This is a genomic window from Amycolatopsis pigmentata, from assembly GCF_042684065.1.
In the GTDB taxonomy this organism is placed as follows: domain Bacteria; phylum Actinomycetota; class Actinomycetes; order Mycobacteriales; family Pseudonocardiaceae; genus Amycolatopsis_E; species Amycolatopsis_E pigmentata.
The window spans coordinates 535247-559847 of record NZ_JBHUKR010000011.1 but is presented as its reverse complement, the minus strand read 5'-3'; the positions used below and the strand labels follow the sequence as shown (position 1 = coordinate 559847).

Below are 24601 nucleotides of genomic sequence, written 5' to 3'. Positions count from 1 at the left end.
TGGCAAAGCGAACCACGCTCGGCCAGGATCCCGGCATGGCACCATTCCTGGAGACCGAGCAGCTGATCCTCCGGCCGTTCACCGTGGCGGACACCGACCGTCTGCTCGCACTGGACAACGACCCGGACGTCATGCGTTTCATCAACGGGGGCAAGCCGACGACCCGCGAGGCGATCCGGACGCTGACCCTGCCACGGCTCCTGCACGACCACCCCTGCTTCGGATGCCGCGGCTACTGGGCGGCGGAGGAGAAAGCCACCGGCGCTTTCCTGGGCTGGTTCGAATACCGGCCGTTGCGCGACGACGACCCCACCGAGGTCGAACTCGGTTACCGCCTCGCCAAGGCGACGTGGGGTCACGGTTACGCCACCGAAGGCTCCCGCGCGTTGATCCACAAAGGATTCACTGAACTCGGCGTCGAGCGGGTGACCGCGAACACGATGGCCGTCAACACCCGCTCGCGTCGCGTCCTGGAGAAGGTGGGCCTGTCCTTCGTGCGGGCCTTCACCGGGGATTGGCCGGAGAAGATCGCGGGCTCCGAACACGGCGAAGTCGAATACGCGCTCGCCCACTCCGAGTGGCAGGCGCTCAGGTGATCAATCGCGCCAGCTCCCCGGTGTCGAGATGCGCCTCGACGGCGTCGGCCAGCCGGTCGAGCATCGACTCGCGGAGACTCGCGAAGCCGGGGGCGTCCGTGGCCGGTGACCACGCGACTCCGGCCTGTGCGGCGGCCTCGGTGAGCCAAGCGCGGCGGAACCCGTCGTTGTCGAACGCGCCGTGCCAGGTGGTGCCCCAGACCGCGCCGCTGCGACAACCGTCGAGGAACGGCTCGGCTTCGCCGGTGACGACCGCACGGCCGTGGTGGATTTCGTATGCCGACACGGGGTGTCCTCGCCAGCTTCCCGACGGGCGACCGAGCACCTTGTCCGCTGAGAACGACACCTCGACGGGTAACAGGCCGAGGCCCTTCACGGTGCCCACGCCCGATTCGACGTCGTCGGAGATCTCACGCGCGAGCATCTGGTAGCCACCGCAGATACCGAGGAGGGGACGGCCGGACGCGGCGCGTTCGGCCAGCGCGTCGGCGAGCCCGCGATCGTGGAGCCAGCGCAGGTCGTCGACGGTCGCGCGGGAACCGGGCAGCACCACGACGTCGGCGGTCGCGATCGCGTCCGGTTCCGCCGTGAGACTCACCGTCACGCCCGGCTCGGCGGCGAGCGCGTCGACATCGGTGGCGTTGGAGGCGCGAGGAAACCGCACGACCGCGATCCGCAGCGAACCGCTCCGGTGTCCGCCCGCCCAGCCGGCGGCCGCGAGCGCGTCCTCGGAGTCGATCCACACGCCGTCGAGCCACGGCAGGACCCCGAGCACAGGCCGTTTCGTCAACTCTTCCAGTCGGTCCAGGCCCGGCCGCAACAACGACTCGTCACCGCGGAACTTGTTGATGATCCACCCCCGTACCAGCTCCTGGTCCGCGGTGTCGAGCAGCGCGAGCGTGCCGTACATCGCGGCGAAGACCCCACCGCGGTCGATGTCGCCGACCACCACCGTCGGCAGGCCGAACCGTTGTGCCAGACCCATGTTCACGTAGTCGCCCTGACGCAGGTTGATCTCGGCGGGGCTGCCCGCCCCCTCGCACACCACCACGTCGAACCGGTCCTTGAGCTCGGCCAGCGCGGCGAACGCGATCCGGGCGAGCTCACCCCGCCCGGTCGCGTATTCGCCCGCTTCCAGCACGCCGAACGGTTTGCCCAGCGCCACCACGTGACTGCGGCGGTCGCTGCCGGGCTTGAGCAGCACCGGGTTCATCGCGGCCTCCGGCTCGGCACCGGCGGCCCGTGCCTGAAGCCATTGCGCGCGCCCGACTTCCGCGCCGTCCGCGCAGACCATCGAGTTGTTCGACATGTTCTGCGCCTTGAACGGCGCCACCCGCACGCCCCGCCGCGCGAGCCAGCGGCAGATCCCGGCGGTGACCAGGCTCTTGCCCGCGTCCGATGTGGTCCCGGCGACCAGCACGCCGCTCATTTGGCCGCCCGCACGGCGCACACGAGGCCGAGAGTCGCCCACCCGACCGCCCGGGACAGCCGGACGGCCCGACGCAGGTCGTCGGGGCCGGGAGCGGGGCCGTCACCGAGGGTGCCGCGATTCTCCGTGCGGCCGCCGTAGCTGTTCACTCCGCCCAGGCGCACCCGCAGCGCGCCGGCGAACGCGGCCTCGACCTGACCGGCATTGGGACTGGGGTGGCGGGCGCGGTCGGACAGCCAGGTCCGCCCTGCGCGCCCAGGATTTCCGCTCAATCCGATCGCGGTGAGCGCGGCGATTCTCGACGGCACGAAGTTGGCCACGTCGTCCACGCGTGCCGCCGCCCAGCCGAACTTCAGGTAGCGAGGCGACCGGTGGCCGATCATGGCGTCGAGGGTGTTGATCGCGCGGTAGGCCAGCAGGCCGGGAATTCCCGCGACCGCTCCCCACAGCAGCGGCGCGACGACGGCGTCCGAAGTGTTCTCGGCGACGGATTCCGTTGCCGCGCGGGCGAGTTCCCGCTCGTCGAGGTTCGTCGCGTCGCGCCCGCACAGGTGGCCGAGCCTCGCTCGCGCGGCCGGCAGATCACCCGCGTCGAGCAGCCGGGCCATGATTTCGCCTTCCCGGGCAAGACTCCGGCCACCGAGAACGGTCCAGGTGGCCAGCGCGGTGACCGCGAAACGCAGACGTGGACCGGCCTTCGCCTGCGCCAAGGCGCCGAAACCGGTGACGACACCGGTACAGAGCGTGGTGTGGAGTGCTCCACGCACCCGGGAATCGCCCCAGGTCCGCCGTTCCACGGCGGCGGCCGCGCGTCCGAACCAGGCCACCGGATGGCCGCGTCCGGGGTCGCCGAGGGCCGCGTCGGCGAAGTAACCGGCAAGGAGCCCGAGCGTAACCGGCGATCGTGCGTACAAGCGGGACACCGCGTTTCTCACGGAGGTACGGTATCGCCGCGCTTGTGCCGCGACAGGCGACGACCTGACCGAGGAGAAGGGAGGAATCGGACCCGTCCCGCGGACCGGGACGTACCGAGAACCCTTATGACGAAGCTCACCCAGCGGCTCGCCGCCTCGCTGGAGACCGCCGCGCGGTCGCTCCGCCGCAGAGAGCAGGCCAAGGTCCTCGTGCTCGGTGGGGTGCGTTCGGGGAAGTCGCGGCACGCCGAGCGGTTGATGACCAGGCATCCGGAGGTCGTTTACGTCGCTCCGGGACTTCCGGCGGGCGAGGACGACCCGGAGTGGGCCGCCCGTGTCCGGCTGCACCGCGCCCGCAGACCGGCCAACTGGCGGACCCTCGAGACCACCGATCTCTCGACCACCCTGCGGAAGGCCTCCCGGCCGCTGCTCATCGACTGCCTCGGCGTCTGGGTGAGCCAGGTGCTCGGCGAGGTGGGCGCGTGGGACCAGCAGGAGGGCTGGGAGTCGCGGCTGGACGCGCGGATGGAGGATTTCCTCGCCGCCTTCGCCGAGGCGCACGTGCCGGTCGTGGCGGTCAGCAACGAGGTGGGCATGGGCGTGGTGCCCGCGACTTTTTCCGGCAGGCTGTTCCGTGACGTACTGGGCACGCTCAACAACCGGGTCGGCGCCGAAGTCGACAGCGTGCAGTTGGTCGTGGCCGGCCGGGTCCTGCACCTCCAGGAGAAGACGCGAAGCACATGGTGAAGGTCTCTGCAGGGGTGAGGCGTGACGCGCCCGCGAAGCTACGGGGGCGGGAAGGCAGGCCGCTCTCCTGCCCGCTGACGCCCGGATGCGGATGTCACGGCCTGGCTGCCCGCACCCGTGGGCGCGTCCTCAAAGACACAGAAAGGGCTTTGCGGTGAACCAAATCGCTATCCCGGCTCCTGATGAAAGCGCTTTCACCGCGGCCCGGGGACGGCTGGACGCGCTGGTCAAGCCGCTGGGCGCGCTCGGGAGGCTGGAAGATCTCGCCGCCTGGCTGAGCGCGGCGCACGGCGAAGTGCCGCCGCGCCCCCTCGACGACGTCCGCGTGGTGGTCTTCGCCGGCGACCACGGCGTGACCGGCGCGGGACCGGGTGTTTCGGCCTACCCGCGCGAGGTGACCGCCGCCATGGTGCGGGTCTTCCTGGCCGGGAAGAGCGGGGTGAACGTGCTGGCCCGCCAGGTCGGCGCGCGGGTGCGGGTGGTCGACATCGCGGTCGACGACGACCTCGACGGCGTGCCGGAACAGGTGCGGGCGCACAAGATCCGGCGCGGCTCGGGCGCGATCGACGTGACCGACGCGCTCGAACCCGGTGAAGCCGAGCGTGCCTTCGAGGCCGGACGCGCGGTGGCGGACGAAGAGATCGACGCGGGCGCGGACCTGTTGATCCCCGGTGACATGGGCATCGGCAACACGACGATCGCCGCCGCGCTGGTCGCGGCGAGCCTCGGCCTGCCCGCCGGTGAGGTGGTCGGCACCGGCACCGGCGTCGACGAGGCGGGCCGCGCGCGGAAGGTCTCGGTGGTCTCCGCCGCGCTGGCCCGGGCCGGTTCCCGGACCTCGCAACCGTTTGCGCTCCTGACCGCGTTGGGCAGCGCGTGTGCCGCCGCGACGGCCGGGTTCCTGGTGCAGGGTGCAGCGCGCGGTGTGCCGGTGCTGCTGGACGGCGTTTTCTCCGGCGCGGCGGCCCTGGTGGCACGCGATATCGCGCCGGACGCGGTGCGCTGGTGGCTGGCCGGGCACCGTTCGACCGAGCCGTCCCAGCACTTCGCGCTCAAAGCGCTCGGCCTTGACCCGATCCTCGACCTCGGCCTGCGACTGGGCGAGGGCAGCGGCGCGGTCCAGGCCGTCACCACGCTGCGCGCCGCGCGGGCGGTCATCGCCGACATGGGGCTCCTTGCCGACGCCGTCTGAGGCTGCCTTCAAACCGCAGGGTGCCTGGTCAGGTGAGTACAGAACGCGCCATCCGAAGGTACCCGATCTTGGGGGCAGGGTTCCCTACCAGCAGAACGTGAGGTAGACACTGAACGAGAGCCCTGGCCACAAGATCGGCGTTGAACAGCAGCGCGAAGGGCTTCCGTTGAGGGCGGTGGTGGGTGACGGGTGGGCGCGTTTAAAGACAAGCACTGACAGGCTCCGGGATTCGTTGCGGATGGCGATCGGCACGCTGACCGCCGTGCCGGTGAAGCCGCCACGGACCCTCGACCGCGCGGTCGCGGGGGGCGCGATGGTGCTCGCCCCGATCGCGGCGATACCGCTGGCCGTGGCGGCGGGAGCGGTGATGCTGCTGCCGGTTCCGGCGCTGGTGTCCGCCGGGCTCGCGATCGGGGTGGTCGCGCTGGGCAGCCGGGGGTTGCACCTCGACGGGCTCGCCGACACCGCGGACGGCCTGTCCGCCTCCTACCACCGCGAGCGCGCGCTGGAGATCATGCGGCGGGGCGACTCCGGCCCGTCCGGGGTCGCCGCGCTGGCACTCATCCTGATTGTCCAATGTGGAGCTTTGGCGGGCGCGGCCGGCGCCGGGCACGGGAGCACCGCCGCGGTGCTCGCCGTGTTCACCGGCCGCGCTGTCCTCTCCGCGTGTTGTGCGCGGGGTGTGCCGTCCGCCCGGCCTTCGGGGCTGGGCGCCACGGTCGCCGGATCGGTGCCGATCCTCTTGGCGGCCTTGGTATTCCTGGCCGCCACGACCGCCGCCGCGTTCGCCCCGGGCCTGCCGTGGTGGCGCGGGCCGCTCGCGGTCGCGGTCGGCTACGCCTGCGTGGGGCTCCTGCTGCTGCGCTGCGTGCGGCGGCTCGGCGGGATCACCGGGGACGTCCTGGGCGCCTGCACCGAGACCGCCGCCACCGCAACGCTGGTCATGCTCAGTTGAAGCCTCAGGGCACAACCTGGATCTTGCGGCCCTGTCCCGTCTTGAACTTCTCCAGCGCCCGTGGGTAGTCGTCGAGCGGCAGACGATCGGAGATGAACACGTCCGGATCCAGCACACCCGCGGCGAACAGGTCCGCTGCCCGCTCGTAGCTGTGCAACACCGCCATCGAGCCGACGATGGTGATCTCCTGGTTGTAGATCTTGTACGGCTCGATCGTGGCGCGGGCGGCGTAGTCCGCGACACCGAACTGAAGGAACGTCCCGCCCTTGCCGACGCGGTTGATGCCGTCCTGGATGGCCTTGGCGTTCCCGGTGGCGTCCACCACCAGATCCCAGCCGTAGGGGCCCGCGTCGAGTTCGTCCGGGGTGGCCGCGGCCCGGGAGCAGCCGAGCTGCGACGCGGTCTCCAGCCGGTCCGGATTGAGATCGACCACGTCGACACTGGCCGCACCGGTGCGCTTGGCCAGTTGCAGCATCATCAGGCCCATGGTGCCCGAACCGTAGATCAGGATCCGGGAACCGAGCTGGCTCGTCAGCACGTCGTACCCGCGGACCGCGCACGACAACGGCTCGATCAGCGCGGCGTCCGCCGTGTTGATGTGTTCCGGCAGCTTGACGCAGTTTCGTGCCGGAGCGAGCGCGTACTCGGCGGCGCCACCGCTTTCGGTCACCCCGATCGCCCGCCACCGCTCGCAGAGGTTGTTCTGTCCCTTGCGGCAGTAGTGGCAACCGAAGCAGTACAGCGAGGGGTCCACCGCGACCCGGTCGCCGACCGCCAGGCCTGCCACCTCCGAGCCGATCGCGACGATCTCGCCGGCGAACTCGTGCCCCGGGATCACCGGCAGCTTCGGCGCGAACTCACCTTCGAGGATGTGCAGGTCCGTTCCGCACAGTCCGCACGCGGCCACGTCGACGACCACGTCGGACGGACCCGGGGTCGGATCGTCCACCGTGGTCACTTCGGCCGTGCCGACGGCGCTGATAACGGCTGCTTTCACTTGACGGCTCCCAAGGAAAGGCCCTGGACAAGCTTGTCCTGGGCGGCGAATCCGGCGATCAGGACGGGCAGCGAGATGGCCGTGGCGGCCGCGCACACCTTGGCCAGGAACAACCCCTGGCTGGTCACGAAACCGGTGAGGAACACCGGCGCGGTGGACGCCACCGTACTGGTCAGCACCCGCGCGAACAGCATCTCGTTCCAGCTGAAGATGAAGCAGATCAGCGAGGTCGCCGCGACTCCGGGCAGCGCGATCGGCATGATCACGTGACGCAGCACCTTCACCAGCGAGGCCCCGTCGATCGACGCCGCCTCGACCAGCGACACCGGGATCTCGGCGAGGAACGACCGCATCATCCACACCGCGATCGGCAGGTTCATCGACGTGTACAGGATGACCAGCAGGTAGATGTTGTCGAGCATGTGGATCTGCTGGGCGATCAGGTAGACCGGCAGCAGGCCGGCCACCACGGGCAGCATCTTGGTGGACAGGAAGAAGAACATCACGTCCGTCCACTTGCGAACGGGACGGATGGACAGCGCGTAAGCCGCAGGGATCGCGAGCAGCAGCACCAGCAGCGTGGAGACGATGCTCGCGGTGGCCGAGTTGATCAGCGGCGGCCAGGCGTTGGCGCTGAAGAACTCGTCGTAGCCGTGCAACGTCAGAGGCGCGAAGAGGGACGGCGGGTTGGTGGCCGCCGCCTCCTCCGAGTGCAGCGAGGTCAGGATCATCCACAACACCGGCACCACGAACAGGATGCCCACCACCCAGGCCACCAGGCCCAGCATGTTGTTGGCCCTGCGGCGGGCACGCGGTGTCGTGTCGGGCGCGGTAATCGCGGTCACGCTTTTACCTCCTCACGGAACAGCGACAGCACGACCCGCAGCGCGAAGGTCGCGATCACGATGGAGCCGACCACGACGACCACGCCGCTGGCGGAAGCCACCCCGTAGTCGTGGGCGCGGTAGAACGTCTCGTAGATGGCGTAGGGCAGGTTGGCGGTGCCGAGCGAACCCGACGTGATGGTGAAGACCGCGTCGAAGTTCTGCACGATGTAGATCGAACCGAGCAGCGCCGCCAGTTCCATGTACTGACGCAGGTGCGGGAAGGTGAGGTAGCGGAACATCTGCCACCCGCGCGCACCGTCGACCTGCGCCGCCTCGAACGCCTCGACCGGCTTGCTCTGCAGGCCGGCCAGCAGGATCAGCATCATGAACGGGGTCCACTGCCAGATCAGGGAGATCTCGACGGCGGTCTTCGGCATCGTGGTGATCCAGTCGAACTGCACCGGCGCTTCATTGCCGAAGAGCTTCCCGAACCAGGTGAGCACGCCGTTGAAAAGCCCGTACACCGGGTTGAACAGAGCGTGCTTCCACAGCAGCGCCGACGCGGCGGGCACGACCAGGAACGGCGCGATCAGCAGGGTGCGGACCACCGGCCTGCCCTTGAACTTCCGGTCCAGCAGCAGAGCGAGCAGCAGCCCGAGCACGAGGCTGACCAGAATCACCACGACGGTGAGTTCGATGGTGTTGAGCACCGCGTCCCTGAGGTTGGAATCGCTGAACACGGTGATGTAGTTCTCGATCCCGACGAATCCGGTGTCGGTCGGGTTCAGCGCGTTCCAGCGGAGCAACGAGATGACCAGTGTGCCGACGAACGGCAACTGGGTCACGATCACGAGGAAGACCAGAGCGGGCAGCAACGGAGCCCGGCGGGCCCAGGCCGCGGCGTGCCCGAGGGCACGCCGCGGCTCGGACGCCTTGCCCGTGCCGACCTTCTGGTCGAGCACAGCGGTCATGGTGTCACTTCCCTTGGTACTTCTTGGCCACGGACGAGGCGAGTTGCTGCCCGGCGTCGAGTGCCGCCTGGACGGTCTCCTGCCCGGCGATGGCCGCGCTGATGTGCTGCGAGACCTGCGTACCGAGGTCGGTGAACTCGGGGATGTCGACGAACTGGATGCCCACCGTCGGCCTGGGCTGGACGCCCGGGTTACGCGGGTCGGCCGCCAGGATGGACTCCTTCGTCTGGGCGTAGAACGGGCCCGCCAGCTTCTGGTAGTCCGGGTTGTCGTAGGTCGAGGTCCGCTTGCCCGCCGGGACCTTCGCCCAGCCGAGCTGGCTGCCGACCAGGTTCTCGTATCCCTTTCCGGACGCCCACGAGATGAACTTCCACGCGGCGGCGGACTTGGTGCTCGCCTTCTGGACGCCGAACGCCCACGAGTAGATCCAGCCCGAACTGGCGGTCTTGTTCACCGGAGCGGCCGCGTAACCGATCTTGCCCGCGACCGGAGAACCGCTGCCCTCCAGGGAACCTGCCGCCGAGGTCGCGTCGTACCACATGGCGACCTTGCCCTGCTCGAGGTCGTTCAGGCATTCGGTGAACCCGGCCTGGGAAGCGCCTGCCTCGCCGTGCTCACGGACCAGGTTGACGTAGAAGTTGGTCGCGTCGGTGAAACCGGGAGCGTTGACCTGCGCCTGCCAGTCCTTGCTGAACCAGGTGCCACCGAAGGTGTTCACCACGGTGGTCAGCGGGGCGAAGAGCTCGCCCCAGCCCGGCTGACCGCGCAGGCAGATCCCCCGCATCCCCGGTTGGGCGTTGTCCACCTTCGCCGCGGCGTCGGCGACCTGCTGCCAGGTCGGCTTGTCGGGCATCGTGATGTTCGCCGCCTGCAGCACGTCCTTGCGGTACATCAAGAACGACGACTCGCCGTAGAACGGCTCGGCGTAGACGTGGCCGTCGTCGCCCTTCAGCCCTTCGGCGATCGGTTTGAGGATGTCGTTCTGGTCGAAGCCCGGGTCACTGGAGATGTTGCCGTCCAGCGAGGCGAGCCACCCGTTCTTGGCGTAGAACGGCACCTCGTAGTTGCTGACGGTGGCGACGTCGTACTGAGCGGCCTGGCTGGAGAAATCCTGACTGATCTTGTCGCGGACGTCGTTCTCCGGCAGCACCGTGAAGTTCACCGTGATGCCGGTCTGCTTGGTGAAGTTGTCCGCGGTCAGCTTCTGCAGATCCACCATCTGCGGGTTGTTCACCATCAGCACGTTGATGCTGTTCGGGTTGCCGCTGGAGGATCCGCCCCCGGCGCCGGCGCAGGCCGTCATGGCCGTCGCCGTGGCGAAAACCGCCGTCACCACGGCGGCTGTCCTCAGTGGACCTCTCGTTGTCACCATGTGCCTCTCCTATCGACGAAAACTCGGGCCCGAGGGCTCAGACCCTCATGACGTGCGGGCAATGAACCATGTAGCGACGTGCTTCGGTGCTGGGCAGGCCCTTGTCGGTGACGATCGCGTCCATTTCGCGGACGTCACCGAACCTGCAGAAGCTGCTCGCCCCGAATTTCCTGTGGGTACCGACGAAAATCCGGCGTCGTGACGATTTGATGGCCTGGGCCTTCACCGTGGCGACCGCCGGATCGGGAGTGGTCAGCCCGTGCTCCCGGGAGATGCCGTTCGCGCCGAGGAAAGCCAGGTCCACGACGAAACCGGCGAGCATCGAGGCCGCCCAATGGTCCACCGTGGCCAGTGTGCGCCCGCGAACGCGGCCGCCCAGCAGGATGACGGTGTGATGAGGATTGTCGGAAAGCGCGGCGGCCGTGGGCAACGCGGCGGTGAGGATGGTCAACCGCCGCGATGCGGGGAGCTCCTCCGCGAGTAGCTTCGGAGTCCAGCCCTCGTCGAGGAACACGGTTTCCGCGTCCCCCAGCAGTTCGGCCGCCGCGACCGCGATTCGGCGCTTCTCTTCGACGTTTTCCGTGGTACGACTGGACAACGTCGTTTCGAACGCGGGACTCTCCACCGGATACGCGCCACCGTGGACACGCCGGACGAGCCCATGTTGTTCCAGTACACGAAGATCACGCCGTACGGTTTCCGGGGACACGGCCATGTCGACACTCAGTTTGCTGACGTCCAGCCTGCCGTCGGCCCGGAGCCGCTCGAGGATGGCGTTCTGACGTACGTCAGCGTGCATTCAGACCTCCGTGTCTGAAGAGCCGGGCACCGCCCGAATCAAGGTCGATTAGAGGTATAACACCGGAGAACGGGCACGTTCGTGCCCGAACCATGACGGAGGATGCCCGATTCTGACCGAAAAGCCCAGGGCCGGCCCTGGTCGACCTGGCGTCCGGGCGGCGTGGCCTGCCCGGTTGCCTGACCACCTTGCCCGTACGGTGCCCGTTTCCACACGGCACCGGGCACGACCGGTGATCGTTCGGTCAAGTCTTCCTCAAGTTACCCCAGGTTTTGAACCCGCGGAGTGTGACCTTCGCCTACTGGTCCAGACCCTCGGACTAGTTTTCCCAGCGCGGCAAGGAAAGCGTCGGTGGTGGCGCGGTCCCGGACCGCGATGCGCAGCCAGCCGGGACCGAGACCGGGAAAGGTGTCGCCCCGGCGGACCGCGAACCCGGCTTCCCTGAGCCGGAGGCGAAGGCGATCACCATCCGGAAGGTGGACGAGCACGAACGGCGCTCGCGGCGCGCCCGCGACCTCGATTCCCCGTTCCCGCAAGCCGTCGACCAGATGGGCGCGGTCCCGTTCGGCCGCGATGGCCAGTTCTTCCGACTCGGCGAGCGCCTGGAGACCACAGCACGCGACGACCGCCCGCGCCGCGAGGGTCGACACCGACCACGGCGGTTGAACGGCCCGCAACCGGCTCACCAGTGCGGGTTCGGCGAGCAGGTAACCGGCGCGCAAACCCGCGATCCCCCACGTCTTGGTCAGGCTCCGGATCACCACGAGTCCGGGAAACGATTGCCCGGCGAGGGTTTCCGGCTCACCGGGCACGGCATCGAGGAACGCCTCGTCGACGATCAGAACACGGCCCGGCCGCAGGAGCCCGCGCAGCGTCGCCGCCGGGTGCAGGACCGAGGTCGGGTTCGTCGGATTGCCGACGAACACCACATCGGCTTCCCGGGGAACCAGCGCGGGATCGAGCCGGAAGTCACCGCGCAGCACGACCCGGTGCACTTCGTGGCCGGCCGCGCGCAAGGCCGCCTCGGGTTCGGTGAACTGCGGGTGCACCACGACCGCGTGCCTCGGCTCGAGCGCGCGGGCGAGCAGTGTGAAGGCCTCCGCCGCCCCCGCGGTGACCAGCACCTCGTCGTCCCCGCGCCGATGCCGCGCCGCGACCGCTTCGGTGGCGGCGGACGGGTCCGGATAGGACGCGAGATCGGAAAGGCTGTCGGCGAGTTCACGCCGCAGCCACGCGGGAGGCTCGGGAAGACGGACGTTCACGGCCAGATCGACCAGACCGTCACCGACCTCGCGGTCACCGTGATGGTGGAGATCCACATCGGTGCCCGGCCGGGCCCTGTCAGACATACGTGTGCACCGCCGCGGCGAATCGCCGCGCGAGCGCGGGGTACCCGGCCCAGTGCACGTGCAGGTAGGAGCCGTGCACGGACGGCGAAGCGAACCCCTCGTCGCGGTCGTCCCACCGCCAGGCTGGTGTTCTTCCGTGCCGGGGCACGACTTCCGTGCGGTGGAACTCGTGCCCGGTCACCGTCCGGCCCGCTTCGGCCAGCACATGCGCGACCGGTGCGGTGGCCCGGCGGTAGCCGAGCGCGCCCCGTGCGGTCATGCGCGCGGTGGCATCGAAAACTCCGGCCATCGGCAGGCCGTCGAGCTCCCGGCAGAGATAGAGCAGGCCCGCGCACTCGGCGACCAGTGGCATACCCGATGCGGCCGCCGCCGCGACCGCACCCCGCAGCGGCACGTTGGCCGACAGCTCCTCGGCGTGCACCTCCGGAAAACCGCCACCGAAGTAGAGACCGGCACACCCTTCGGGCAATTCCTTGTCGCGCAACGGATCCAGCTCCACCACATCGATGCCGAGCGCGTCGAGCAATTCGACCGTTTCGGTGTAGCGGAAGGTGAACGCCGGCCCGCCGGCAGCGGCCATGACACGACGCGACGGAACCGCGGCTCGTTCTCCCGGTGTCCACGGCGAGCCCGTGAGCCGGGGAGCCGCGCGGGCGATCCGGGTCACCGCGTCCAGGTCGACCCCCTCGGCGACCCAAGCGGCCAGCTTCGGCAGGAGCCGCCCGGCTTCGACCGACCGCTCCGCCGCCGGGACCAGCCCGAGGTGACGGCTGGGCGCGTGAATGTCATCGCTGCGCCGCAACGCCCCGAGCACCGGAATCCCGGTCTGGGCCAACGCCGAGACGATCTCCTCTTCGTGCCGTTGCGAGCCGAGCTTGTTCAGGATCACCCCGGCGAGTTCGAGCTCCGGGTCGAAACGCGCGAACCCCAGCACCGTCGCGGCCACGCTCCGGCTCGCCGCGCTCGCGTCCACGACCAGGATCACCGGCGCGTCCAGCAACCGCGCCACATGCGCGGTCGAGGAGAAACCACCGGTGCCCAGCGCACCGTCGAACAAGCCCATCACGCCTTCGACCACCGCGAGCTCACCCGCGCCGTGCAGCAGCAACGGCACCACCAGATCCTCGCCCTGGAGGAACGGATCGAGGTTGCGCGGCGGCGTCCCGGTCGCCAGCGCGTGGTAACCCGGGTCGATGAAATCCGGCCCCACCTTGTGCCCCGAAACCCGCACCCCGCGCGCCCGCAACGCCGCCATCAGCCCGGTGGCGACCGTCGTCTTGCCGTGCCCCGACCCCGGCGCCGCGATCACCACCCGCGCTACTGCATATTTTGAAGGCGCGCGATCTACCACTCGATGCCTCGCTGGCCCTTCTGCCCGCTGTCCATCGGGTGCCGGATCTTGGTCATCTCGACCACCAGGTCGGCGACCTCGACCAGTTCGGCCGGTGCGTTCCGTCCGGTGACCACCACGTGCTGACGGCCCGGCCGGTCCCGAATGGACTGGACCACATCGGCGACATCGATCCAACCCCACCGCAACGGATAGGTGAACTCATCGAGGACATAGAAGTCGTGCCGCTGCTCCGCCAGGCGCCGTTTGATCTCGGCCCAGCCCTCACGAGCACTCGCCGCGTGATCGGATTCGGCACCCTGCTTCCGCGTCCAGCTCCAGCCTTCGCCCATCTTGTGCCACTCGACCGTGCCGCCCTCTTCGAGCGCGCCGAGCGCGCGCAAGGCCGTCTCTTCCCCGACACGCCACTTCGCCGACTTGACGAACTGGAACACCCCGATCGACCAGCCCTGGTTCCACGCCCGCAGGGCCATCCCGAACGCGGCCGTCGACTTCCCCTTCATGTCCCCGGTGTGCACGGCGAACACCGGCCGGTCACGACGCTGGCGTGTGGTCAGCCCGTCGTCCGGCACCACCTCCGGCCTCCCTCGCGGCATCAGGCAGCCCCTGTGTCTTGCGGGACACCCGCACCCGGTCGGGCCGCCCGAGCAGGCTTCGCGATTTTCATTCAGGCAGCCCTCCTGGTCCGTTCCTTCACCGCGTCCACCAGCGAGACCTGGTCCAGCGGCACGTGCTCGGCGCCCAGTCGCGCGGCCAGTTCTCCGGCCAGACCGAGCCGCATCCGTCCGCTCTCGCAGTCCATGACCACGGACGCGACCCCGGTGTCCGCGAGAAGATCCGCCGCGGCATGGGAACGGCGGACCGCGTCGGCGCCACTGGTCGCCCGGCCGTCGGTCACCACGACCAGCAACGGCCGGCGTCGCGGGTCTCGCACCGCCTCCACGCGCAGCACCCGCGCCGCTTCGACCAAGCCCTCCGCGAGCGGCGTCCGCCCGCCGGTCGGGAGCGCGTCAAGCCGGGCCGCGGCCGCTTCGACGCTGACCGTGGGCGGCAAGGCCAACTGAGCCCCGGCAGCGCGGAACGTCACCAGGCCGACCTTGTCTCTCCGCTGGTAAGCGTCGAGTAGCAGGGACACCACCGCCGCCTTCACCTCACGCATCCGTGCCCGCGCGCCCATCGAACCCGAAGCGTCCACACAGAACAGGACGAGGTTGCCTTCTTTGCCTTCACGCCGGGCGAACCGCACATCGCCTGGCCGCAGCACGAGCCCGGCTCCGCGCCGTCCACGCGACCGCTGATGGGGCGCCGCCGCCTTCATCGTCGCGACGAGATGCGGGCTGCCATCGCGCACACCGGCGGGCTTCACGCCGATGGTGCGCCCGGCCTCGTTTTCGGCACGAGACCGCCTTCCGCGTTCGCCCTCGCCTACGCCGTGCACCGTAAAAACCCTGGCCCGGTAAGGTTTTCCGGCCTTCTGGATGTCCTGCCGACGTCCTGGTCCGTCACCCTGCTCCGGCGGCTCGTCGCCACCATCCGCCGGAGACGAGCCGGGGCCACCGTCGTCCGGCCCGCCGGGGTCGTCCGGGCCGTCGGGATCGTCGGGTCCCTCCGGCGGTTCAGTGTCACGAAGGGCGTCCTCCAGCCGTTGCCGGTCGAGACCCGGCGCGTCGAACGGATCGCGCCTGCGGCGGTGCGGCAACGCCAGCCGCGCCGCCACGCGAATGTCCTCTGTGGACACGCTGTCCCGGCCGCACCACGCCGCGTGCGCGACGGCCGCGCGCGCGGTGACGATGTCCGCGCGCATTCCGTCCACCTCGAAGGACGCGCAGACCTCGGCGATGCGGACCAGCGCGTCGTCGGCGAGGGTCACCGACGGCAAAAGTCCTCGCGCTGCCCGGATTTCGGCGGCGAACTTCGCGTCCGACGCGGCGTGGCGGGCGGCAAAGGCATCCGGATCGGCGTCATAGGCCAGACGCCGGCGGACGACCTCGGCACGCTGGTCCGGCTCCCGGCTGGCCGCCACCTCGACGGTGAGCCCGAACCGGTCGAGCAGCTGCGGCCGCAACTCGCCCTCTTCCGGGTTCATGGTGCCGATCAACACGAACCGCGCGGCGTGGGACACCGAGACACCCTCGCGTTCGACCGTCGAGCGGCCCATCGCCGCCGCGTCGAGCAAGGTGTCGACCAGATGGTCGTGCAGGAGGTTGACCTCGTCCACGTAAAGCAACCCGCGATGAGCGGCGGCCAAAAGCCCGGGCTGGTAGTCGGTGACCCCTTCGGTCAGCGCGCGCTCCAGGTCGATCGACCCCACCACGCGGTCTTCCGCCGCACCGACCGGCAGTTCGACGAGCCTCGCCGGACGGCGTTCGCGACCGGCACCGTCATGCGGTCCGTCCGGGCAGCCGGGATCGGGCGCGGCCGGGTCACAGGAGAACCGGCAGCCGCGCACCACTTCGACCTCGGGCAGAAGGCTCGCCAGCGCGCGCACCATGGTCGACTTCGCGGTCCCCTTTTCGCCGCGCACCAGCACTCCGCCGATCGACGGGGAAATCGCCGACAACACCAGTGCGAGCCGCAGTTCGTCCATCCCGACGACCGCGCTGAACGGGTACGGGGGCACTAGAGGCCCGGACCCGGGTGTCCCGCGAGGAACCGTGTCCGCATGGGGCTCTCCTTCTGCTCGGAGGTGGGTCTCCGCGCCCACCGGGAACCGGCCACGCACCGCGAACGGCACGCAACGGCCGCCGAAGCTCTGGCTCCCGGTCAGTGACCGGTCACAGTGGCGGGACCGCCCCGGATTCACACCGGGTTCCTGCAGCGGCCGTTACCGGCATCATCGCATACCGTTTCCCTCGTGACGATCGTCGTTGTGGGTGTCGGCGCCGACGGGTGGGCAGGCCTTGCCGAAGCGGCCAGGGCCGAGATCGCCGCGTGCGACGTGCTCTTCGGGGCTCCCCGGCAGCTCGGCCTGGTACCCGGAAACGTCGTGCCCGAGACCGGAAAAGTGCCGTGGCCCAGCCCTCTGCTGCCCGCGCTGGACGAAATTTTCGCCGCGCACGAGGGAAAACGCATCGGTGTGCTGGCCAGCGGCGATCCGATGCTCTCGGGCATCGGTACCACGCTGGTGAAACGATTTCCGGACGTGCGCGTGGTGCCCGGTGTGTCGTCGGTCGCACTCGCCCGGGCACGGCTCGGCTGGGCGGCCGAGGAGACCGAGGTTGTCAGCGTGGTCGGGCGCAGTCCGCACCGGGTGAGCCGGGCACTCGCGCCGGGGCGCCGGATCCTGGTTCTGGGTGCCGCGCCGGACGAGATCGCCGCGCTCCTGGTGGCTCGCGGTTTCGGCGAAAGCGCCATGACCGTGCTGGAACAACTCGGCGGACCCGCCGAGCGGCGCGCCGACGGCGTGGCACGCACCTGGAGCCACACCGCCGGAGGTCTGCACGTTCTCGCCATCGAGTGCGCGGGCGGTCCCGCGTTGCCCCTGCTCGGCCTGCCCGACGACGCTTTCGAGCACGACGGCCAGCTCACCCGGCGCGACCTCCGCGCGGCCGCGCTCGCCCGGCTCACGCCGGTCCCCGGCGAACTGCTGTGGGACGTCGGCGCGGGCGCCGGCAGCGTCGCGATCGAATGGTCCCGCGCGCACCCGGCCAACCGGGCGATCGCGGTCGAACGCGACCCTGCCCGCGCGGCGCGCATCACCCGCAACGCGGAAACCCTTGGCGTGCCGGAACTTCGCGTGGTCACCGGCACCGCGCCGGAGGCGCTGGCCGGGCTTCCCGCTCCGCACGCGGTGTTCGTCGGCGGTGGCCTGGCGTCGGTGGAAACGTGCTGGTCCGCGTTACTGCCGGGCGGGCGGCTGGTGGCGCACGCGGTGACCCTTGAGTCCGAGCAAACGCTTGCCCGCGCCTACGCCGCCCACGGCGGCGAACTCATCCGGGTGGCGATCGACCACGCCGCGCCACTCGGCGGGTTCACCGGCTGGACGCCCGGCCGGACCGTGACCCAGTGGAGCGCCGCCAAACCCACCGAAGCGCGGGGAAGACCATGACCGTGTACTTCATCGGCGCCGGTCCCGGCGCGGCCGACCTGATCACCGTGCGCGGTCGCGACCTGCTCGCGCGCTGCCCGGTGTGCCTGTATCCGGGCAGCCTCACCCCGCCGGACCTGCTCGCCCACTGCCCGCCCGGGGCGAAACTGGTGGACACGGCCCGGCTTTCCCTGGACGAGATCGTGGCCGAGCTGACCACGGGGGCGGACGTGGCCCGCCTGTGTTCCGGCGATCCCTCGATCTACAGCGCGGTCGCCGAGCAGATGCGCAGACTGGACGCGGCGGGCGTGCCGTACGAAATCGTGCCGGGGGTACCGGCGTTCGCCGCCGCGGCCGCCGTGCTGGGCCGCGAGTTGACCGTGCCCGAGGTCGGCCAGAGCCTGGTCATCACGCGGATGCGGGCACGATCGACCGCGATGCCACCCGGAGAGGACCTGGCCACGTTCGCCGCGAGCGGGGCGACCCTCGCGCTGCATCTCGCGGTCAACCTGATCGAGCGGGTCGTCGAGGACCTGCTGCCGCACTACGGCGCGGACTGCCCGGCGGCGGTCGTGGCCAGGGCATCACAACCCGGTCAGCGGATCGTGCGTGCCGTACTCGGTCGCATCGCGCCCGAGGTGCGCGCGGCCGGGATCGACCGCGCCGCCGTCATCTTCGTCGGTCGCGTGCTCACCGCCGAGGCTTTCCCCGACAGCTACTTGTATTCCGCCTCGCGCGATCGCCCCGATTGAGACAGCGGCTTCCGCCCGAGGCGGATGGATTTCGGCCGGAACCGGAAATGACGGGGACCGAAACCTTCCTTTCCCACAAGGGATGGCGTTGACATCTTGCCGGACCTCCGGCCTGGAATGCGATGCTCTCCGGGAAACGACACCGACGTCCGCCATGGAGGAACGGTGAAAATCGACCTTGCCGGACGCACCGCACTGATCATCGGCGGCACCCGGGGTACCGGCTGGGAAATCGCCAAATGGTTGCACCAGGCCGGAGCTTCGGTGATCATTCACGGTCGCTCCCGGGAAGCGGTGACGGCTGCCGCGACCTGTCTGGGCGCACGTACTCACGGGGTGGCGGCGGATCTGGCCACACCGGAGGGGATTTCGACCTTGATCGAGGGTGTGGCGCGGGTTTCGGCGAGGATCGACATCCTGGTGAACAACGACGGAATCCCCGCGTCACAACCGCTGGACATAGTGCCCCGCTAGGCGAGCCCGGTCCTGATCGAAATCTTTTCGTGACCCGGACGGGTGTCACGAACATTCGCTCTCCACCGACTCACAGCGCGTCTCTGATACGACTGGGGAAGGTGAAGAACACCATGAACAATTCCGCGCCCGGAACGCGAAGACGCCGATCTTGGCTCACCGCGGTGGCGGGAGGCGCGTTCCTCCTGTTCGCCGGGGCCTGCGGGGTCCAGACCTCTCCGGCGACCACACCGGTTTCCTCGTCGACCTCGGCGTCGCTGGTCGCGCCGTCCTCCGCGACGACGAGCACGGCGCCCACCGAGCCGACCAGCACGACGGAGTCGTCACCGGCTCCCGCACCGGCGCCTGCGGCCCAGGCTCCTGCCGTCCAGGTCCCGAAAGCCGCGTCCGCACCGCCCGCCGTGACGCACAAGGCCGTCGCGAGCTGCGGTTCCGACTCCTACATCAACAGCGACGGTAACTGCGTGCCACGGCCCGCCAAGGCCGATTCGCCCCCTGCGGGCGCGACCGCGCGGTGCAAGGACGGCACCTACAGCTTCAGCCAGCACCGCCAGGGCACGTGCTCCGGCCACGGCGGAGTCGCCACCTGGCTGTAGCCGAATGCGGTAGCCGAACGCGGTAACCGGATTCAGGGGCCTGACCGGCCGACGACGGCGCCGGCGCGGTCGATCACGACGACATCGACCGTGACCGGCGCCCCGACGAGGATCTCGCGGGCCGTCGACAGGGCACGCGCGGCCACCAGGTCGCCGATGCGGAAACCCGCCGCCTCGGACAGTTGCAGGATCTGCAACGCCGTGTTGGCCTCCGAAATGGGGCCGGCCAGATCGGCGCGTCCCGCCTCGGACGCCAGAGCGGCCAGCAGGCCCGGATCCACCTGTGACCGCCCGGAATGCAGGTCGAGATGACCGGCCGCGAGCTTGGAGAACTTGGCGAAACCGCCCGCCAGCGTCAACCGGGGCACCGGGTGCCGCCGCAGGTATTTCAGCACGGCGCCGACGAAATCACCCATGTCGAGCAAGGCGCTTTCCGGCAACCCGTACAGGCGCGCGACCGTCTCCTCCGAGGTGCTGCCGGTCGCGCCCGCCACGTGCCGGTGCCCGAGCGCCCGTGCCACGTCCACGCCCTGGCGGATGCTCTCGATCCACGCCGAGCACGAATACGGCACCACCACCCCGGTGGTCCCGAGCACGGACAGCCCGCCGACGATCCCCAGCCGCGGATTCCAGGTGCGCCGCGCGAGTTCCTCCCCGCCGGGGATGGAAATCTCGATCACCACGTCGCCACTGCCTCCACACGACCCGGCGACCCGCTCGACGGCTTCGGCCATCATCCGCCGCGGCACCGGATTGATCGCGGGCTCACCCACCGCCAGTGGCAGCCCCGGCAGCGTCACCGTGCCGACGCCGTCACCGGCGCGGAACACCACGCCCTCGCCCGGTTCCGCCGGTGAAACCGTGGCGACGACCAGGGCACCGTGGGTGACGTCCGGGTCGTCACCCGCGTCCTTGACCACCCCCGCGGTCGCCGAGGAACCGGCCAGCCGATGCGTGGCGAGCGCGAAGGCAGGACGCTTTCCCTTGGGCAGCAGCACTTCCACCGGATCGGGGAACTCGCCGGTGAGCAGCGCGGTATAGGCGGCCGTCACGGCCGCCGTCGCGCACGCCCCGGTCGTCCAGCCGTACCGCACAGCGCGATTATCTATCTCGGGTTTTTCAGGACGTGCCCACGTCTCACCATCACCGGTGACCTCGCCTTGTGAATAGGGTGCTGTCGTGATTCTGCTCCTGGGTGGCACCGCCGAAGCCCGCGAACTCGCCGCCGCGCTCGCCGGGGAAACGCGCGTGGTGACCTCCCTCGCCGGCCGCGTCGCCAACCCCCGGCTGCCCGTGGGGGAAGTGCGCGTGGGCGGGTTCGGCGGTCCGGACGGTCTCGCCCGCTGGCTGACCGAACACGGCGTCCGCGCCGTCATCGACGCGACCCACCCGTTCGCCGAGCGCATCGGCACGTCGGCGGTAGCGGCCGCCGGCCGGGCCGGGGTGCCCCTGCTCCGCCTCCAGCGCCCCGGTTGGCAGCCACGCGAAGGCGACGACTGGCGCTGGGCGGACACCTTGGAACACGCCGCCACGCTGCTCGGAGACCTGGGGGAACGGATCTTCCTCACCAGCGGCCGCCAGGGCCTCGCGGCGTTCGCGGCGTGCACACGACAGTGGTTCCTGGCGCGCTGTGTCGACCCGCCGGGCCCGCCGCTGCCGCCGAGGATCCACGTCCTGCTCGACCGCGGACCGTACCCCCTGGAGAAGGAAAGGGCGCTGTTGGCCGAGCACCGGATCGACGTCCTGGTGACCAAGGACAGCGGCGGCACGATGACCGCCGCCAAGCTCACCGCCGCCCGTGAGCGCGGCATCCCGGTCGTGGTGGTGCGCAGGCCGCCGCGGCCCGAATCGCCGACGGTTCCGGACGTGCCCAGCGCGCTGGCCTGGTTACGGCACAGAATGACCCCATGACCGACGACCCCGACACCGTCTTCATCACACCTGACCGGGCTCACCGCCGGTAAGCGGGCATAATCCCGTGAGCATCGAGCCCGAAGAAAACCCGACACCCCTAGGCGATAGCGTTCGTTCAATGTGGATGGCCAGCAGGACGCCGACGGTCAACCCCGCTGAGGTGACCGAAGATCAGCCGAATCACGACGTTTCCGTCGGCGCCAGAACGCGCAGCCCGCTCTGGCGGACGCTGGCGATCGTGCTCGGCCTGTTCGCCGCGGCGTGCGCGATCTCCTACCCGTTCCTGCCGGTCGTCCAGGACACCGCCAAGATCACCTGGCCGGTGGGCGGCGACACGCGGCCGGTCAACGCCCCGCTGACCGGCTACTGGGCCCAGGACCTGCGGGTCGGCGTGCCCTGCGCGACCATCCGCTCGGTCGGCGGCCGGGAGCCGGGCGGCGCGTTGCTGTTCTCCACGATTCCGGGCGCCCGCTCCGAAAACGGGGCCGGCATGCAGCTCCGCGTGGAAAACGGCGTGCTCAGCGCGTTCAGCCGAGGTCAGCAGGTGGCCCGCCAGCCACTGCCCGCCACCGGCTGTGACGTGCAGTTCGACTCGACCGCCACGCACACCACGCTCAAGGTCGCCGGCACCCCGGTCTACGACTCCAGCGGCGACGTCCGGCCCCGTGTGATCGGTATCTACACCGACATCACCGCGGCGAAGGACCCCATCAACGGGCTGGACGTGGCGATCACCACGGACACCCGGTACCAGTCGTCGCCGACCGGCTTCAAGGTCGCCATCGGCGTGTTCGGGGTGCTCTCGCTCATCGGGTGCCTGATCGCGGTCAACCGCCTGGACGCCAAGGGCGCGCGCCGGGCGCCACGCTGGGCCCCGGTCGGCTGGTGGAAGCTCACCGCGCGCGACCTGACGGTCTTCGGCGTGCTCGGCGCCTGGGTGATCATCGGCCCGGTGACCTCGGACGACGGCTACATCCTCACCATGGCCCGGGTCGCGGACCAGGTCGGGTACCTGACCAACTACCACCGCTGGTTCGGTGTCGCGGAGGCACCGTTCGGGTGGAACGACCACATCTACGAGCTGATGGCACAGGTGTCCACGGTGCCACCGTGGATCCGTCTCCCGTCGTTCCTGCTCGGCCTGATCAGCTGGCTGCTGATCAGCCGTGAGGTCATGCCCAGGCTGGGCACGCAGGTCCGGAACAGCCGCGCGGCGAGCTGGGCGGCCGCCACGGTGTTCCTGGTCTGGTGGATGCCGTTCAACAACGGCGTGCGGCCGGAACCCTGGGCCGCGCTCGGTTCGCTGGTCGCGCTGTGCGCGGTCGAGCGGACGCTGGTCACCCGGCGGCTGCTCCCGCTGTGCCTTGGCCTGATCGGCGCGGCGTTCGCGCTCGCCGCCACCCCGACGGCGCTGATCGCGGTCGCGCCGTTCCTGGTCGCCGCCCGGCCGCTGTTCCACATGCTGCGTTCCCGCGCCCGCGACGGTGGCTGGCTCCCGGTGCTCGGGCCGATCGCCGCCGCCGGGTTCATCGTGCTGATCGTGGTGTTCATCGACCAGACCTTCGCCACGATCACCGAGGCGACCCGGTTGCGGAGCATCGTCGGGCCCAACGACCCGTGGTACGGCGAGCTTTCCCGGTACGAACTGCTGTTCGCCAACAGCGCGGACGGCTCGATGACGCGCCGGTTCCCGGTCCTGCTGCTCATCCTGTGCACCGGCACCTGCCTGGTGGTGCTGTTGCGCCGGAGCCGGATCCAGGGTGCCGCGCTGGGACCCGCCCGGCGCCTGATCGGCACGACCGCGCTGTTCTTCCTGCTTCTCGCGCTGACCCCGACCAAGTGGACGCACCACTTCGGCGCGTTCGCCGCGGTCGGCTCGGCGATGGCGGCGCTGACCGCGCTGGCCACCAGCACCACGGTGCTGCGGTCCAAGCGCAACCGCGCCGCCTTCACGGCGGGGCTTCTGGTCGTCGCGGCACTGGCCGCGACCGGGCCGAACGCCTACTGGTTCGTATCGGGGCTCGGGGTGCCGTGGTTCGACAAGGCGCCCTCGATCCACGGTTTCCACCTGTCGACCGCGCTCCTGCTGGCCGCGGCGGTCGCGGCGGTGATCGCCTTCGTGGAGAACGTCCGTGCCCAACGGCCGGGGCTGCCGCCACCGGTGACCGAGCGTCGCGGACGGGCCCTCCGTCTGGGCGCGATGTCCCTGGTGGTGGTCTGTGGCATCGTGGTCGCCTTCGAGTTCGCCAGCATGGGTAAGGCGATCCAGAAGCAGGCGCACAGCTACAGCCTCGGCGCGGCGAACGTGGCCCACCTGTTCAGCAAGAGCTGCAACCTGTCCGACCACGTGATGGTCGAGAACGACCCGGTCTCGAGCGTGCTGAAGCCGGTCAACCTGCCGACCGTGCCGGAAAAGCAGGTCACCCCGGCGAATCCGGCGCTGCCCTCGGCGGACGACGACAACGGCAAGACCGGTACCGGCTTCCACAACGACCCCAAGGGCGACGGCGGAGACCCGCTCAGTGGCCCACCGCACGGGTTCACCACCGCTACCGTGCCGATGTGGAGCAGCTACCACGACGCCAAGGGTCCGACGGGCCGCCTGCGCACCGACTGGTACACGCTTCCGGCCGACCGCGCGGGAGCGCAGGTGGCGGTCGCCGTCGCGGCTCCCCAGAACAAGGCGACGAGTGTCGGCCTCGAGTTCGGCACCGAGACGCGGCAGGGCGTCAAGGTGGTCAAGACCGAGCCGGTGCTGGGCCCCACTGTGGGTACCGTGCAGAAGAGCGGTGACGACAAGGGCAAGTGGAAGTGGACCGACAAGCGCGTCCAGGTCGGCGACCTGCCCCGTGACGTGACCGTGGTCCGGGTCGTGGCGCTGGACGACGACGTCACCGACGACGGCTGGGTCGCGGTGAGCGCGCCACGGCTGCCCGTCTTCACCACGCTCACGCAGCGCGTCGGCAATGCGCCGGTCTACATGGACTGGCCGTCCGCGTTCGTCTACCCGTGCATGAACCCGGTCGCTTCGCACGACGGCATCTCGGAGATCCCGGCCTACCGGATCACCGCCGGAGACCTGGCGCCGGAAGCCGACTGGGCCGACAACGTGGGCGGCGGACCGAACGGCTGGCTCGAGGAGCTGGCCGACGAGCCCGAGGTGCCGAGCTACCTGCAGGGCGACCCCGGCCAGTCGTGGGGCCAGCTGATCAAGGTCGACCCCTACACCGAGGGCGTGGCCCCGCATGTCGTGCGCGGCCAGCAGGTCGAGTGGGGCTGGTGGTCCCCGGGCCCCGGCCCGCAGCAGCCCAACGGCTCCACCGCGACCCGCTGACCGTT

The 24601-nt window shown here is 70.1% G+C and carries 23 protein-coding genes and 1 riboswitch; of the genes, 10 read left to right on the top strand and 13 right to left on the bottom strand.

The window, feature by feature from the left end:
- The first annotated feature begins 35 nt into the window (after window positions 1-35).
- Window positions 36-596 (top strand): GNAT family N-acetyltransferase, encoded by a 561-nt coding sequence (locus ACFSXZ_RS24745; protein WP_378267523.1) that lies wholly within the window; start codon window positions 36-38, stop codon window positions 594-596.
- Here the strand turns inward: ACFSXZ_RS24745 and ACFSXZ_RS24740 are convergent.
- Both ACFSXZ_RS24740 and ACFSXZ_RS24735 read right to left on the bottom strand, forming a co-directional pair.
- Complete coding sequence (locus tag ACFSXZ_RS24740) at window positions 589-2025, bottom strand: cobyric acid synthase (RefSeq protein ID WP_378267522.1); 1437 nt, start codon at window positions 2023-2025, stop codon at window positions 589-591. The two genes, ACFSXZ_RS24745 and ACFSXZ_RS24740, sit on opposite strands and share 8 nt — an antisense overlap.
- On the bottom strand, window positions 2022-2960 hold the full coding sequence (locus tag ACFSXZ_RS24735) for a cobalamin biosynthesis protein (protein ID WP_378267521.1): 939 nt from the start codon (window positions 2958-2960) through the stop codon (window positions 2022-2024). Before ACFSXZ_RS24735 ends, ACFSXZ_RS24740 begins: the two co-directional genes overlap by 4 nt.
- Before the next feature lie 105 nt (window positions 2961-3065).
- Between ACFSXZ_RS24735 and cobU the strand changes: the two genes are divergently transcribed.
- The 3 genes from cobU to ACFSXZ_RS24720 all read left to right on the top strand — a co-directional run bounded on the left by cobU (window position 3066) and on the right by ACFSXZ_RS24720 (window position 5833).
- Window positions 3066-3686, top strand: coding sequence for a bifunctional adenosylcobinamide kinase/adenosylcobinamide-phosphate guanylyltransferase (gene cobU / locus ACFSXZ_RS24730; RefSeq protein ID WP_378267520.1), 621 nt, complete (start codon window positions 3066-3068; stop codon window positions 3684-3686).
- 163 nt (window positions 3687-3849) lie between these two features.
- Window positions 3850-4878 (top strand): nicotinate-nucleotide--dimethylbenzimidazole phosphoribosyltransferase, encoded by a 1029-nt coding sequence (gene cobT, locus ACFSXZ_RS24725; protein WP_378267609.1) that lies wholly within the window; start codon window positions 3850-3852, stop codon window positions 4876-4878.
- Between the two features lie 238 nt (window positions 4879-5116).
- Window positions 5117-5833, top strand: coding sequence for an adenosylcobinamide-GDP ribazoletransferase (locus tag ACFSXZ_RS24720; protein WP_378267519.1), 717 nt, complete (start codon window positions 5117-5119; stop codon window positions 5831-5833).
- Between the two features lie 4 nt (window positions 5834-5837).
- Here the strand turns inward: ACFSXZ_RS24720 and ACFSXZ_RS24715 are convergent, their stop codons facing one another.
- From ACFSXZ_RS24715 to ACFSXZ_RS24675, 9 genes are all read right to left on the bottom strand, one after another.
- The gene (locus ACFSXZ_RS24715) at window positions 5838-6830 is read right to left on the bottom strand and encodes a zinc-dependent alcohol dehydrogenase family protein (protein ID WP_378267518.1); all 993 of its coding nucleotides are present in this window, start codon (window positions 6828-6830) and stop codon (window positions 5838-5840) included.
- Window positions 6827-7618: a carbohydrate ABC transporter permease gene (locus ACFSXZ_RS24710; RefSeq protein WP_378267608.1), complete on the bottom strand. Its 792-nt coding sequence runs from the start codon at window positions 7616-7618 to the stop codon at window positions 6827-6829. Before ACFSXZ_RS24710 ends, ACFSXZ_RS24715 begins: the two co-directional genes overlap by 4 nt.
- Window positions 7619-7671: 53 nt before the next feature.
- Complete coding sequence (locus tag ACFSXZ_RS24705; protein WP_378267517.1) at window positions 7672-8628, bottom strand: carbohydrate ABC transporter permease; 957 nt, start codon at window positions 8626-8628, stop codon at window positions 7672-7674.
- 4 nt (window positions 8629-8632) lie between these two features.
- Complete coding sequence (locus ACFSXZ_RS24700; RefSeq protein ID WP_378267516.1) at window positions 8633-10000, bottom strand: ABC transporter substrate-binding protein; 1368 nt, start codon at window positions 9998-10000, stop codon at window positions 8633-8635.
- 37 nt (window positions 10001-10037) lie between these two features.
- Window positions 10038-10799, bottom strand: a complete 762-nt coding sequence (locus ACFSXZ_RS24695) for a DeoR/GlpR family DNA-binding transcription regulator (RefSeq protein ID WP_378267515.1) — start codon at window positions 10797-10799, stop codon at window positions 10038-10040.
- Window positions 10800-11059: 260 nt separating this feature from the next.
- On the bottom strand, window positions 11060-12148 hold the full coding sequence (gene cobC, locus ACFSXZ_RS24690; protein WP_378267514.1) for an Rv2231c family pyridoxal phosphate-dependent protein CobC: 1089 nt from the start codon (window positions 12146-12148) through the stop codon (window positions 11060-11062).
- The gene (locus tag ACFSXZ_RS24685; protein ID WP_378267513.1) at window positions 12141-13460 is read right to left on the bottom strand and encodes a cobyrinate a,c-diamide synthase; all 1320 of its coding nucleotides are present in this window, start codon (window positions 13458-13460) and stop codon (window positions 12141-12143) included. The genes cobC and ACFSXZ_RS24685 overlap by 8 nt, the downstream gene beginning before the upstream one ends.
- Window positions 13461-13492: 32 nt before the next feature.
- Window positions 13493-14095 carry a cob(I)yrinic acid a,c-diamide adenosyltransferase gene (gene cobO, locus ACFSXZ_RS24680; RefSeq protein ID WP_378267512.1) on the bottom strand — a complete coding sequence of 201 codons (603 nt, stop codon included), beginning with the start codon at window positions 14093-14095 and terminating at the stop codon, window positions 13493-13495.
- 71 nt (window positions 14096-14166) lie between these two features.
- Window positions 14167-16119: a putative cobaltochelatase gene (locus ACFSXZ_RS24675; RefSeq protein WP_378267511.1), complete on the bottom strand. Its 1953-nt coding sequence runs from the start codon at window positions 16117-16119 to the stop codon at window positions 14167-14169.
- A 116-nt stretch (window positions 16120-16235) separates the two neighbouring features.
- Window positions 16236-16325, bottom strand: a riboswitch (adenosylcobalamin (AdoCbl) riboswitch).
- Between the two features lie 28 nt (window positions 16326-16353).
- On the opposite strand from ACFSXZ_RS24675, the gene cbiE reads away from it, so the two are divergent.
- The 3 genes from cbiE to ACFSXZ_RS24660 all read left to right on the top strand — a co-directional run bounded on the left by cbiE (window position 16354) and on the right by ACFSXZ_RS24660 (window position 18752).
- Window positions 16354-17547, top strand: a complete 1194-nt coding sequence (gene cbiE, locus ACFSXZ_RS24670) for a precorrin-6y C5,15-methyltransferase (decarboxylating) subunit CbiE (RefSeq protein WP_378267510.1) — start codon at window positions 16354-16356, stop codon at window positions 17545-17547.
- A complete protein-coding gene (gene cobM, locus ACFSXZ_RS24665; protein ID WP_378267509.1) occupies window positions 17544-18278 on the top strand; it encodes a precorrin-4 C(11)-methyltransferase in 735 nt (244 codons plus the stop codon). Before cbiE ends, cobM begins: the two co-directional genes overlap by 4 nt.
- Window positions 18279-18443: 165 nt before the next feature.
- Window positions 18444-18752, top strand: a complete 309-nt coding sequence (locus ACFSXZ_RS24660; RefSeq protein WP_378267508.1) for an SDR family NAD(P)-dependent oxidoreductase — start codon at window positions 18444-18446, stop codon at window positions 18750-18752.
- Between the two features lie 70 nt (window positions 18753-18822).
- Here ACFSXZ_RS24660 and ACFSXZ_RS24655 read toward each other — a convergent pair whose 3' ends face one another.
- Window positions 18823-19164, bottom strand: a complete 342-nt coding sequence (locus ACFSXZ_RS24655) for a hypothetical protein (RefSeq protein ID WP_378267507.1) — start codon at window positions 19162-19164, stop codon at window positions 18823-18825.
- Here ACFSXZ_RS24655 and ACFSXZ_RS24650 point away from each other — a divergent pair.
- Complete coding sequence (locus ACFSXZ_RS24650) at window positions 19154-19348, top strand: DUF3761 domain-containing protein (protein WP_378267506.1); 195 nt, start codon at window positions 19154-19156, stop codon at window positions 19346-19348. The genes ACFSXZ_RS24655 and ACFSXZ_RS24650 overlap by 11 nt on opposite strands.
- Before the next feature lie 32 nt (window positions 19349-19380).
- Here the strand turns inward: ACFSXZ_RS24650 and ACFSXZ_RS24645 are convergent, their stop codons facing one another.
- A complete protein-coding gene (locus ACFSXZ_RS24645; protein WP_378267505.1) occupies window positions 19381-20442 on the bottom strand; it encodes a cobalt-precorrin-5B (C(1))-methyltransferase in 1062 nt (353 codons plus the stop codon).
- An 85-nt stretch (window positions 20443-20527) separates the two neighbouring features.
- Here ACFSXZ_RS24645 and ACFSXZ_RS24640 point away from each other — a divergent pair, with 85 nt between their 5' ends.
- Both ACFSXZ_RS24640 and ACFSXZ_RS24635 read left to right on the top strand, forming a co-directional pair.
- The gene (locus ACFSXZ_RS24640) at window positions 20528-21259 is read left to right on the top strand and encodes a cobalt-precorrin-6A reductase (RefSeq protein ID WP_449224285.1); all 732 of its coding nucleotides are present in this window, start codon (window positions 20528-20530) and stop codon (window positions 21257-21259) included.
- A 127-nt stretch (window positions 21260-21386) separates the two neighbouring features.
- On the top strand, window positions 21387-24596 hold the full coding sequence (locus ACFSXZ_RS24635) for an arabinosyltransferase domain-containing protein (RefSeq protein WP_449224289.1): 3210 nt from the start codon (window positions 21387-21389) through the stop codon (window positions 24594-24596).
- Window positions 24597-24601 lie beyond the last annotated feature (5 nt).